We start from the raw sequence: 12872 nt of genomic DNA, 5'->3' as shown, positions 1-12872 counted from the left end.
ATATGCAAACAAAATCATTATCATTATATCATATCATTCGTCCATCTTCTATAGATAAGAACGCACCTGTACTATTTATGCTCCATGGGTATGGGAGTAACGAAGAAGACTTATTTTCTTTTGCTGCCGAATTACCAGAAGAATATTTTATAATATCTGTGCGCGCTCCTTATCCTTTACAGCCATCTGGAAATGCATGGTATGCTATCAATTTTGATGCAGAAAAAGGAAAATGGAGTGATGATGTACAAGCTATTGAATCTAGAGATAAGATTGCTAGCTTTATTACGGAAGCTTGTGAGGCCTATGAATTAAATACAAACAACGTAAACTTACTAGGTTTTAGCCAGGGTACGATATTAAGTTATGCTGTTGCGTTATCCTATCCTGAAAAAATAAGCCGTGTAATTGCTCTTAGTGGCTATATCAATGAAAACATTCTAAAAGAAGGCTATGAAAAAAATGATTTTTCATCGCTAAAAATATATGCCTCCCATGGCTCGGTAGATCAAGTTATTCCCGTAGACTGGGCATCAAAGGCTCCTAAATTCTTAGATAAATTAGGTGTTGAAAACACCTATGAAGAATTTCCCGTAGGTCATGGTGTAGCTCCTCAGAATTTCTTTTCTTTCAAAACATGGTTAGCTAAAAACTAAAAAGCATAAAAAAAGCTTCTATAAATTATAGAAGCTTTTTTTAATATATTTGTCTCGTCCTGAAATAAGTTGACATAAAATCGACTTATTCATGAAACGTACAATTATTACAGTAAACAAGCGTACCCAGCGCGATTATAATCTGGGCTTTAAATTAAGTGTTGTCCATCAGGTTGAAAAAGGCGAGATGACTTATAAGCAGGCGCAGAAGGCTTATGGTATTCAAGGTAGAAGTACTGTTTTGGTTTGGCTGAGAAAACATGGTACATTAGATTGGAGCAAACCTATACGCCGTCAAATGCCAAAATCAAAAGAAACACCTGCACAGAAAATCAAACGCTTGGAGAGAGAGCTTTCCGATGAAAAATTGAGGAATAAAATTCTCAACACTATGATCGACATCTCTGATAAACAGTATGGTACTGCTATTAGAAAAAAGCATTTGCCCATTCAATCCAGCGCATCCGACAAGAACAACGATTAAGTTTATCTCGTTGTTGTCGATTGTTTGGGATAAGTAGACAAGCTGTCTACCAAGCAGAAAAACGTATCATAAAAAGAGATCAAGAGTTAGTAAAAGTAAAGAACTTGGTCGAAGGTCTTCGTAAGGATATGCCCAGGCTCGGTACACGAAAGTTGTATTATTTGTTAAAGGATGAATTCGCAAAGCACAAATTAAAAATAGGAAGAGATGCCCTGTTTGGATATTTACGCTCAGAATCAATGCTTATAAAGCCAAGGAAGAATTACACCAAGACAACAAACTCTAACCATTGGCTTAGAAAACATCCTAATCTGATGAAAGAAATCAAAGTTTCTAGACCAGAGGAATACTTCGTCAGTGATATTACATACATTAAAAGTAGGGAGCGTACACATTATCTATCCTTGGTGACCGATGCCTATAGTAGAAAAATAATGGGGTATCATCTTAGTGACGATATGAGTGCCGAGAATGTGGTAAAGGCAGTAAAAATGGCGAACAACAATAGATTAACGAACAAAGATATAATTCATCATTCCGATAGAGGATTGCAGTATTGCTCGGCCATATACCAAAAAGAACTACAGCTAAGTAATATGACCGCATCAATGACAGATGGGTATGATTGCTACCAAAATGCATTGGCAGAACGAATGAACGGCATATTGAAAGGGGAATTCTTAATCTATAAATGTAACAGTGGCAAAGAGTTGAAAAAGCTCGTAGCAGAATCAATAAGAACGTATAATAACAAAAGACCACACTTGAGTCTAAAATATAAAACACCTAACTTTATACACAACAAAAAACCAGAGAAGCTAGCTTCTCTGGTTTAATATTAATTATTTAAAAACTGTCAACCTATTTTAGGACGACTCAATTACTCATTACTTCTAGCGTAAAGTAAATGGTCTAGCAGTGAAAAATCTACTCCTAAATCATCTTTTAATTCATATTTTATAATTAGATCTCCCCAATATTGACCATCAGAAAAATCGGCTACAATCCATTTATGGTTTAATACTTTTATTTTATTAATCTTAAAATCTCCTTCCATACCTTCATAAGGCACTAATGGGTTATCTCCTTTACTCTCGTTAGTTTCTAATAGTTTATCTGTAATATACCCCGTTGGATTTTTTAAATTTAAATGTTCATAATATGCATAAGCATCATCATTATTTTCTAAAGAAAAATATTCCATTTCTAGAAATTTCAAATGCAACTCTCTAATTGAGTCTTTGAGTTGTACCGTTTCGGTAGCTAAACTATCGATCCTTGCATCTTTTTCTTTGCTCATGTTACCACTACTCACAAAAAGGTATAGGGCTATTAATGTTGTAAAAAGAAATAGATATAAGAAAATTCTACTTTTCATTTGGTTGATTTTTTAGTTAAAGGGTGATTTTTAGATTATCGTAGGCCAAATATACATTTTTGGGTAATGATTTTTGCACTTCATCATGAAAACCTAAAAGATGACTTACATGGGTTAAATAAGCCTTTTCAGGGTTAACTTTGGCTATAAACTCAAGCGCTTCCGCTAAATTAAAATGAGAATGGTGTGGTTCTATACGTAAAACACTAACCACAAGAACTTTAGTTCCTTTTAATTTTTTTACTTCCTGCTCCTCTATTGTCTTAATATCTGTGATGTATGCAAAATCTTGAAAGCGATAGCCAAAAACTTGTAATCGATTATGCTTAACATCTATAGGAACAACATTTAAATTGCCTATTTTAAAGGTATTCCCCTTTTTTACTTCATTGATTTCTACTGCCGGAGCACCGGGATACCGATTCTCGTTGGCAAAAATATAATCAAACCGCACTTTCAAAGCTTTTATTACGCGCTCATGAGCATAAATAGGAATGTCTCCTTGTTTAAAAAAAAAGGGTCTAATATCGTCAATACCCGCGGTATGGTCAGAATGTTCGTGTGTAAAAAGAATACCATCTAATTGATCGATAGGATTTTTAAGCATTTGTTGCCTAAAATCTGGTCCGCAATCAATCACATAATTAAAGTCATCCCAAGATAATAAAACAGATACCCGTAGCCTTTTGTCCTTTTGGTTCTCACTCAAACAAACCGGATGTGTACTCCCTATTACAGGGATTCCTTGAGAAGTTCCAGTTCCTAAAAATGTAATTGTCACCGATTGTCTATTTTATCCAAATTTATAACATATTTATTTAGTAGATTGACCAATCTTGTTAACTTTGTTGCAAACAAATAAATAACATGACTTCTGTTTTAAGAAAGGATACTGCATTTGAAAATATCCCCTCAATAAAATCTAAAACGCTTCGTATAAATCTCAACCCTGATATTTACGGAACATTTTCAGAAATTGGTGCTGGCCAAGAAACGTCTGGACATTTTTTTAGATCTGGTGGAGCCTCTGGCACCATTGCAAAAGCAATGAGTGCATATGATAAAGATTTTAGTGATGCTATTTATGGCATAGAAGAAGACGGACGTTACGTTACGCAATCACGATTGAAAAAAATGTTGACTCACGAGATGATGAACATGGAAGATCGTATTAGCCGAAAAAAACATCCAGAGCGTTTATTTTTCTCTTATGCAAATACTGTCGCAACCATTGATTTCTCTAAAAGATATAAAGGTCACGGATGGCTAGGAATTAGATATCAGTTAGATCCTACTCAAAAAGAATATGATGAGATCATAATTCATGTTCGTTTTAAACAAAATGAAGCTCGTTTACAACAAGAAACTCTTGGAATTCTGGGTGTAAATCTTATTTATGGTGCTTTTTACAAGCATGATCAGCCTAGAAAAATTCTTAAATATTTATACGACCATTTAGATAAGGATACGTTAGAAGTTGATATGATCAATTTCTCTGGTCCTAATTTTAAAAATGTAGACAACCGTTTAATGAGTTTGCAGCTTATTAAAAATGATATGACCGACGCCGTAATGTTCGGTCCTGACGGGAATAATTTATTACCCGCTGCTGTTTTATATAAGAAAAACATTCTTGCCTTACGGGGTAGCTTTAGACCTGTGACTAAGGTAAATATGGATATGCTCAAGAAGTCTCATGATATTTTTATTAGAGAGACGAGTGTTGAAGAAAAAAATACTATTGTAATTTTTGAAATTACTTTATCTAACCTAAAAGCTTCAGGAGAGATAGATGAACAAGATTTTATGGACAGGGCAGAACTTTTATGTTCTCTTGGTCATACCGTAATGATTTCTAAGTTTCAAGAGTACTTTAAATTAGTAGAATACTTTAATAATTATACGAAGGCGAAAATTGGTTTAACCATGGGGGTAAATAACCTCGTGGATATTTTCGATGAAAAATACTACCGTCATTTAAGTGGTGGTATTCTAGAGGCTTTTGGTAAATTATTCTTTAAAGATTTAAAGGTGTACTTGTACCCAATGAAAAATGAAGAAACGGGACAAATCATGACCAGTAATAATGTTAAGGTACACCCGCGTATGAAAGAATTATATAAATTCTTTAAATACAATGGTAAAGTGATGGATATTATTGACTACGATCCTGATATTTTACATATTTTCTCTAGAGATGTTCTAAAGAAAATTATCAATAATGAAGAAGGCTGGGAAGAAGTATTGCCTGAAGGTATTGCCGAAATAATCAAAAAAAGAAGTTTATTTAAGCGAAAAAAAATCGACGCTGAAAAAGAGAACGAAGTATAGGAGTAAAAGAAGCCCTGATTCAATTGAATCAGGGCTTCTTATTTAGGCTAATAATTGTGCTGCGTGATCTTTAGTTTTTACTTTTTCAATAACATTTGATACCACACCGTTTTCGTCTACTACAAAAGTCATACGATGAATACCATCATACGTTTTTCCCATAAATTTTTTAGGACCCCAAACCCCAAAAGCATTAATTACAGTATGGTCTTCGTCTGCTAACAAAGGAAAAGGGAATTCATATTTATTTTTAAAATTAGCTTGTCTTTTTTCTGAATCGGCACTTACTCCTAACAACTCATATCCTTGTGACTTTAATTCGGTATAATTATCCCGTAAATTACAAGCTTCGGCTGTACATCCTGGCGTACTAGCTTTAGGATAAAAAAATACAATTAATTTTTTACCCGAGTAATCAGAAAGGTTTATGATATTCCCATCTTGATCATTCACAGAAAATGAAGGAACCTTATCTCCTATTTTTAAAGTTTGCATAGCTTTTTTTTAATTAAATTCGTTCTTTGTAAAAATACGAATTACAAATTTTCAGCGCCAGTAATTCGCAATTCCTTTTATATATAGATTTATAACCTATTCTAATGACAAAATCAGAAAAAATAGACTTTACCATTGAGAAACTCAAAGAATTATACCCAACAATACCTGTTCCACTAGATCATAAAGATCCCTATACCTTACTCATTGCAGTACTTATGTCTGCACAATGTACTGATGTTAGAGTCAACCAAATTACCCCTTTGTTATTTGCGAAAGCAGACAACCCCTACGATATGATTAAACTTACGGTTGAAGAAATACGTGCTATTATTCGTCCTGTTGGTCTATCTCCTATGAAGGCAAAAGGGATTCACGGATTATCACAAATGTTGGTTGATAAATATAATGGTATTGTTCCTCAAGAATTGGAATTGCTAGAAGAATTCCCTGCGGTGGGTCATAAAACAGCGAGCGTTGTCGTTTCTCAAGCATTCGGGATTCCTGCATTTCCTGTAGACACCCATATTCATAGATTAATGTATCGCTGGGGCTTTACCAATGGAAAAAATGTAGTTCAAACAGAAAAAGATGCAAAACGTTTATTTCCAAAAGAAATTTGGAACGATTTACATCTGCAAATTATATGGTACGGACGTGAATATTCGCCTGCAAGAGGCTGGAATTTGGAAGAGGATATTATTACTAAAACTATAGGCAGAAAAACAGTGTTAGAGGCCTATTATAAAACTAAAAAAAGCCGCTAATTGCGGCTTTTTTTAGTTTTAGTTTAAGTTATTCTCGAACTGAATATTATTTTTATACGTAATAATATCTAAAGATTTGGAATAACTCATCAGGAACTGTATAGTTTCTGGACAAGCTTTTGCAAGCTCGCACGTATTTTGATTCTCAGAGTAAATTTTTTCCATATTTTCAGTATTGTTATGTTAAGATAACGCTACTAAAACGGAATTATTGTTTGGTTCGGTGTATTGCCAATTAATTCGTTAAAACGATATTGTTCTTTTCAATTACCTTTCTAAGGTTAATTAAAGCATATCGCATTCTACCTAAAGCCGTATTAATACTAACACCTGTATTCTCAGATATTTCTTTGAAACTCATATCCTTATAGATACGCATCATCAAAACTTCTTTTTGATCCTCTGGCAATTCCTCTATTAAAAGATTTAAGTCACTGTCAATCTGGTCTTTAATCAACTGCTTTTCAACATTCAATTGATCATCACCAATTACAGAAAAGATATTAAAATCATCACTGCCTTCAAACATTGGCATTCTTTTGTTTTTTCTAAAATGATCTATAACTAGGTTATGTGCAATTCGCATTACCCAAGGTAAAAATTTACCTTCTTCACTATAAGATCCTTTTCTAAGCGTTTTAATGACTTTAATAAAAGTATCTTGAAAGATATCTTCTGTAATATCTCTATCTAATACTTTAGAATAAATAAAGCTAGAAATTCTCTGGTTGTGGCGGTTGATTAAAACCTCTAGAGCTTTCTCTTCTCCGTTGATATAATTTCTTACTAATACTGAGTCATCAATCTGTAGTTCCATACAAATTACTTTTTTTTTGGTTAACATTAGGGATCCACCTCCTGTTATGGACATGAACTTTCTTTTTGTGTGCTTAAATTTTTAAAAAAGTAATTTTGCTTTATAGGCTACTGGTTTTTTATTACATATCAAATATAGAGAAAAAGGTCACTTTTAAAAAAAGTTTGTTGTGATATGCAATATTTTCGATGTTAAAACGTGTATTGTAGGTATTGAAGTGCTCATATTTTAGTATTCTGCGTTATAGATACGAGTATAATGAGTGCTTTAGATGTAATTCTTAAAATAAATATAATTATTTAAATAATTTATCACTGCTCTCATACCTCCCAAACAGCTAATATAATGATTTTATGATGATTAGAACTTACCATAAGCGATTTCATCACTTTAGACCATTATCTAATATTTTCTTAAAAATATACAAATGAAAAAAATATCTAGGTAATGAAGCTACATAATATACCTTCAAAAATAATTCTGACTTAAATAATTGGTGTTCATTAATGGGCAAGAAGCAATGCTCAGGTATTGTGCGTAGCATTTAAAACCTATATGCAGAGAATTCCTAATAGAAGATTGTTTTAAATTAAAAAGAGCCGCTAATTGCGGCTCTTTTTAATTTAAATTATTTTCAAACTTAATAGTATTATAAGTAATAATATGTAATGATTTTGAATAATTAATAAGGAACTCTACAGTTGCCGGGCAAGCTTTTCTAGGCCTGCTGACATTTTGATCATTAGAATATATTTTTCCCATTTTTACAGTATTGTTATGATAAGATAACGCTACTAAAACGGAATTATTGTTTGGTTAGGTCCAACCTAAATTAATTGGTTAAGACAATATTATTCTTTTCAATTACCTTTCTAAGGTTAATTAAAGCATATCGCATTCTACCTAAAGCCGTATTGATACTGACACCTGTATTCTCAGATATTTCTTTGAAACTCATATCCTTATAGATACGCATCATCAAAACTTCTTTTTGATCCTCTGGCAATTCCTCTATTAAAAGATTTAAGTCATTGTCAATCTGATCTTTAATTAACTGCTTTTCAACATTCAATTGATCATCACCAATTACAGAAAAGATATTAAAATCATCGCTGCCTTCAAACATTGGCATTCTTTTGTTTTTTCTAAAATGATCTATAACAAGGTTATGTGCAATACGCATTACCCAAGGTAAAAATTTACCTTCTTCACTATAAGATCCTTTTCTAAGTGTTTTAATTACTTTAATAAAAGTATCTTGAAAGATATCTTCTGTAATATCTCTATCCAATACTTTAGAATAAATAAAACTAGAAATTCTTTGGTTGTGGCGGTTAATTAAAATCTCTAGAGCTTTTTCTTCTCCGTTGATATAACTTTTTACTAAAACTGAATCTTCAATCTGTAGTTCCATACAAATTACTTTTTTTTGGTTAAACTTAGGGAGTCACTTCTTCTTACGGATGTGAACTTTTTATGTGCAATACTGTGTAAAAATGTATAAAGAATAATTTTGCTTTGTGAGCTGTTGATTATTAATTACATGTCAAATATATAGGAACAGTTCACTTTTAAAAAAAAATTGTTGTGACATGCAATATTTCCGATGTTAAAACGTGTATTGTGGGTATTGAAGTGCTCATATTGTATCTTTGTGCTTTATAAATACATGTATGAATAGCATTTTAGATGTAAATCCTAAAGAAAATATAATTATCAAAGGTGCCAAGTTGCACAATCTTAAAAATATAGATGTTGTTATCCCTAGAAATAAGCTCGTTGTAGTTACTGGTTTGTCTGGTTCAGGAAAATCTAGCTTAGCTTTTGACACCTTATATGCAGAAGGGCAACGTAGGTACGTAGAAAGTCTTTCTTCTTATGCCCGTCAGTTTTTAGGAAAATTAGACAAACCCAAAGTAGACTATATAAAAGGTATAGCTCCCGCAATTGCTATTGAGCAAAAAGTAAACTCTACAAACCCACGTTCAACCGTTGGGACTACCACAGAAATTTATGACTACTTAAAACTAGTATATGCGAGAATTGGAAGAACCATCTCCCCTATTTCTGGTAATGAAGTAAAAAAACATACCGTAACAGATGTTATTAATTTTGTAAAAACCTTTCCCGAAGGAACAAAGCTCCTTTTATTAGCACCTATCACCATAAGAGAAGATAGAGATGCTCTTAAATCTTTACAGATTTTTTCACAACAAGGTTATGCACGTATTAAATATAAGGGAGAAGTAATTCGTATTGATGATACGATTACAGAAATTGATAAAGAGTTTAGCCTAGTTGTAGACCGTATTATAACGAAAGATGATGAAGATTTCTTAAATCGATTAGCAAATGCTGTTGATACTGCTTTTTTTGAAGGCAAAGGAGATTGTATTATTGAGAGCTTAACAACTGGCGAACAAACCCCTTTTAGTAATAAGTTTGAATTAGATGGCATGAAGTTCTTAGAACCTAATGTACACTTATTTAGCTTCAACAATCCCTATGGTGCATGCCCAACTTGCGAAGGTTACGGAGATGTCATTGGTATAGATGAAGATTTAGTGGTACCTAACACTGCTTTATCTGTTTATGAAAATGGAGTATTCCCGTGGCGAGGAGATAGTATGGGATGGTATCGTGATCAATTAGTGAATAGCGCTTATAAATTCGATTTTCCAATACACAAACCTTGGTTTCAACTTACAGACGAACAAAAACAACTGGTTTGGGACGGTAATGAATACTTTACCGGAATCAGTGATTTCTTTTCAGCGCTAGAGGAAAAGAGTTATAAAATCCAGAATCGCGTTATGTTGTCGCGCTATCGCGGTAAAACAAGATGTACCACTTGTAAAGGAAAACGATTACGAAAAGAAACGGACTATGTTAAGGTAGACGGAAAATCTATTTCTGATTTAGTAGAACAGCCCATTGAAGATTTAATTGCTTTTTTTGAAACGATTAGCTTAAACGAAACCGATAAGAAAATTGCTTCTCGTTTATTAATTGAAATTAAAAGTAGGTTAGGCTTCTTATATAAGGTAGGACTTACCTATTTAACCTTAAATCGAAAATCTAACACCCTATCTGGTGGAGAGAGCCAACGAATTAATTTAGCAACCTCTTTAGGAAGTAGCTTGGTCGGGTCTATGTATATTTTAGACGAACCTAGTATTGGACTACACCCTAAGGATACTGAAAATTTAATTGAGGTACTAAAATCACTTCGAGATTTGGGAAATACAGTGATTGTCGTAGAGCATGATGAAGATATCATGAAAGCCGCTGATGAAATTATTGATATAGGTCCTGAAGCAGGTACGCAGGGTGGTCATGTCGTTGCCCATGGTACCATGGAAGATATCCTAAATTCATCTTCACTTACTGCAGGGTATTTAAATGGTACTTTAGAAATAGAGGTTCCTAAAAAAAGAAGAACCTCAAAAAACTATATTGAAATACTAGGAGCACGGGAAAACAACCTGAAAAATATAGATGTTACTTTTCCTTTAAATATGCTTACCGTAATTACAGGAGTATCTGGTAGTGGAAAAAGCACATTGATTAAAAAGATATTATATCCTATTATATTAAAAGAAATTGGCGGCTACGGAGAAAAAGCCGGTCAGTTTACTGGTGTTAAAGGAAAATACAGTGAAATAAAACATGTTGAGTTTGTAGATCAGAACCCTATTGGTAGGTCTTCTCGCTCTAACCCGGTAACTTATATAAAGGCGTATGATGATATTCGTGCACTTTATGCTGCCCAAAAACTAAGCAAACTTAGAAACTACCAAACAAAACATTTTTCATTTAATGTAGATGGCGGTCGTTGTGAGAAATGTAAAGGCGAAGGAGAAATTACGGTAGAGATGCAGTTCATGGCTGATGTTCATTTAGAATGTGAAACCTGCAAAGGAAAACGCTTTAAGAAAGAAGTTCTAGAAGTAAAATTTGAAGAGGCTAATATTGATGATTTATTAAATATGACCATTGATGATGCACTTGCATTCTTTGAAAAACATCAACAAACAAAAATCTATAGAAAACTAAAACCCTTACAAGATGTTGGTTTAGGCTATGTTACTTTAGGGCAATCCTCTTCTACCCTATCTGGTGGAGAAGCACAACGAATTAAATTAGCTTCTTTCTTAGTTAAAGGAACTACCAAAGAAAAAGCACTCTTTATTTTTGATGAACCTACAACAGGTTTACATTTTCATGATATCAAGAAATTATTAAAATCGTTTAATGCCTTAATTGATAAAGGACATTCTATTGTGGTTATTGAGCATAATATTGATTTAATCAAGTGTGCCGACTATATAATAGACCTAGGATTGGAAGGTGGTAGTAAAGGAGGAGCACTAATTGCTGCGGGTACCCCTGAAGAAATTGCAAAGAATAAAGTATCCTATACCGCAAAATACCTCAAAGAGAAGCTATAAGTAGTTCTTTTTCTAAAATTATAAGAAGGCGATGTTATTAATTTAGCATCGCTTTTTTTATTTATTGCCAATTAGCACATTCCTACCGCATCATAAACAACTGATAATCAGTGTAAATCCGACTTTGGCACGCTGTTTGTATTGTACTAACCGAACGCAAATAGTTGCTTTCATAAATTATTAAAACCTTATATCATGAGAAATTTAATACTCCTTTTATCAGCTTTAGTTTTAAGCACCTCAAGTGTTTTAGCTGTTAACACAGAAGATAAGGTTGCACCTCGCAATGCTTATACAAATACTAACTCTTTCATATTTGTTGAAAATGGCATTACGTTTTCAGTTTACCCTGATGGTGAGTTCGATTTTTATATCGATGAAAGAGCTGGTGTAAATGCTAATGTAAATATCGGTCGTACCAACATCACTTTTAATTCTGGTTATGACTATAATCCATATGTTCAATATGATGACTACGGTGCTATAATTCAAGTTGAAAATGTACCTGTATATTATGATTATTACGGACGTGTAACTGAAATTGGTGGGGTTGAAATCAACTACAACAATAATAGAGTATCTCGTTTAGGTGGAATGTATGTTTTTTATGACAACAGAGGATATTTTAGTCACAACAGAGGGTTTATCAATGTGTACAATAGATCATATGTATACCGTCCTTTTCATAGTTATTTTGCAAGACCTGCTATCGGATTTTCTTTAGTAAACATAAACCCATACAGAAGATATTATAGCCCAGTAAGATATACGTATTACAACCCTTACCGTTACAATACTCGTAGAACTTACGCAGTAGTAGGTAGAGAGCATAGATACAATAAAGTACGTAACGAAAGAGCTAGAGTATATAAAAATGATAGAAGAGTAGCGCAAAGAACTACACATTCTAAAAGTTATACTTCACCAAGATCATCTAAAGGAACGACTAGATCTAATTATAGAACTCCTGCGACAAGAAGTAATACAAGAGGTGTAACGAGCAGAACCAGTACAACTACTAGAAAAGCAAATACAAGAGCTGATTATAGAAGTCCTGCGACAAGAAGTACTAATAGAACTGTAGCATCTAGATCTAATACAAGCACTAGAAAAAGTAATAATACGATCAGAAATGATAGAGGAAATAACACTAAAAGCACTACGAATAGAACGGTAAGTGCAACAAAAAGCCCACGTTCTACAACGGTTAATAGAAGTACTACATATAAAAGACCTTCTAATACCTCTACTAGAACTCAAAAAGCAAATACTTCTTCTAGAAATAGTGGAACAAGTACTAGAAGTTCTTCTTCTTCAAGAGTAACTAAAAGTGCTCCTACAAGACAAAAAACTGTAAGTACAAGAAGTACTTCTACTAGAAAGGCGAGTAGTACGCCTTCTAGAAGTTCAAAATCAACTAGTACTTCTACTAGAAGTACTAGATCAAGAAATTAAAAACAGTTTTTAGGTTGGTTAGTTGTTAACCCCGTAGT

At 33.2% G+C, this 12872-nt stretch carries 12 protein-coding genes; 6 read left to right on the top strand and 6 right to left on the bottom strand.

Annotation, left to right across the window (positions count from 1 at the left end; genetic code table 11):
• Positions 1 to 2: 2 nt before the first annotated feature.
• Both GQR94_RS17805 and GQR94_RS17800 read left to right on the top strand, forming a co-directional pair.
• On the top strand, positions 3 to 656 hold the full coding sequence (locus tag GQR94_RS17805; RefSeq protein ID WP_158977730.1) for an alpha/beta hydrolase: 654 nt from the start codon (positions 3 to 5) through the stop codon (positions 654 to 656).
• A gap of 91 nt (positions 657 to 747) precedes the next feature.
• Positions 748 to 1976 (top strand): IS3 family transposase gene (locus tag GQR94_RS17800; protein WP_370458250.1). Its coding sequence is split into 2 segments (ribosomal slippage): positions 748 to 1102 and positions 1102 to 1976, totalling 1230 coding nucleotides; the frame shifts between segments, so codons are not numbered across the junction.
• Positions 1977 to 2020: 44 nt separating this feature from the next.
• Here the strand turns inward: GQR94_RS17800 and GQR94_RS17795 are convergent.
• Both GQR94_RS17795 and GQR94_RS17790 read right to left on the bottom strand, forming a co-directional pair.
• Complete coding sequence (locus GQR94_RS17795) at positions 2021 to 2518, bottom strand: hydrolase (protein ID WP_158977727.1); 498 nt, start codon at positions 2516 to 2518, stop codon at positions 2021 to 2023.
• 16 nt (positions 2519 to 2534) lie between these two features.
• Entirely contained in the window at positions 2535 to 3299 is a 765-nt protein-coding gene (locus GQR94_RS17790) for an MBL fold metallo-hydrolase (protein WP_158977724.1), read from the bottom strand.
• An 86-nt stretch (positions 3300 to 3385) separates the two neighbouring features.
• Here GQR94_RS17790 and GQR94_RS17785 point away from each other — a divergent pair, with 86 nt between their 5' ends.
• On the top strand, positions 3386 to 4849 hold the full coding sequence (locus tag GQR94_RS17785; RefSeq protein ID WP_158977721.1) for a TonB-dependent receptor: 1464 nt from the start codon (positions 3386 to 3388) through the stop codon (positions 4847 to 4849).
• 42 nt (positions 4850 to 4891) lie between these two features.
• Here the strand turns inward: GQR94_RS17785 and bcp are convergent, their stop codons facing one another.
• On the bottom strand, positions 4892 to 5344 hold the full coding sequence (gene bcp, locus GQR94_RS17780; RefSeq protein WP_158977718.1) for a thioredoxin-dependent thiol peroxidase: 453 nt from the start codon (positions 5342 to 5344) through the stop codon (positions 4892 to 4894).
• 104 nt (positions 5345 to 5448) lie between these two features.
• On the opposite strand from bcp, the gene nth reads away from it, so the two are divergent.
• Complete coding sequence (gene nth / locus GQR94_RS17775; RefSeq protein ID WP_158977716.1) at positions 5449 to 6111, top strand: endonuclease III; 663 nt, start codon at positions 5449 to 5451, stop codon at positions 6109 to 6111.
• An 18-nt stretch (positions 6112 to 6129) separates the two neighbouring features.
• Here the strand turns inward: nth and GQR94_RS22505 are convergent, their stop codons facing one another.
• The 3 genes from GQR94_RS22505 to GQR94_RS17765 all read right to left on the bottom strand — a co-directional run bounded on the left by GQR94_RS22505 (position 6130) and on the right by GQR94_RS17765 (position 8342).
• Complete coding sequence (locus GQR94_RS22505; protein WP_199271490.1) at positions 6130 to 6276, bottom strand: hypothetical protein; 147 nt, start codon at positions 6274 to 6276, stop codon at positions 6130 to 6132.
• A gap of 70 nt (positions 6277 to 6346) precedes the next feature.
• A complete protein-coding gene (locus GQR94_RS17770; RefSeq protein ID WP_158977714.1) occupies positions 6347 to 6928 on the bottom strand; it encodes an RNA polymerase sigma factor in 582 nt (193 codons plus the stop codon).
• 832 nt (positions 6929 to 7760) lie between these two features.
• Positions 7761 to 8342, bottom strand: coding sequence for an RNA polymerase sigma factor (locus GQR94_RS17765; RefSeq protein WP_158977711.1), 582 nt, complete (start codon positions 8340 to 8342; stop codon positions 7761 to 7763).
• A 259-nt stretch (positions 8343 to 8601) separates the two neighbouring features.
• Here GQR94_RS17765 and uvrA point away from each other — a divergent pair, with 259 nt between their 5' ends.
• Positions 8602 to 11379 (top strand): excinuclease ABC subunit UvrA, encoded by a 2778-nt coding sequence (gene uvrA / locus GQR94_RS17760; RefSeq protein ID WP_158977708.1) that lies wholly within the window; start codon positions 8602 to 8604, stop codon positions 11377 to 11379.
• 195 nt (positions 11380 to 11574) lie between these two features.
• Positions 11575 to 12834 (top strand): hypothetical protein, encoded by a 1260-nt coding sequence (locus tag GQR94_RS17755; protein ID WP_158977705.1) that lies wholly within the window; start codon positions 11575 to 11577, stop codon positions 12832 to 12834.
• Positions 12835 to 12872: the final 38 nt, after the last annotated feature.

Origin of the sequence: Cellulophaga sp. L1A9 (genome assembly GCF_009797025.1) — a bacterium.
Classification (GTDB): domain Bacteria; phylum Bacteroidota; class Bacteroidia; order Flavobacteriales; family Flavobacteriaceae; genus Cellulophaga.
This window is presented reverse-complemented; position numbering and strand designations above follow the sequence as displayed.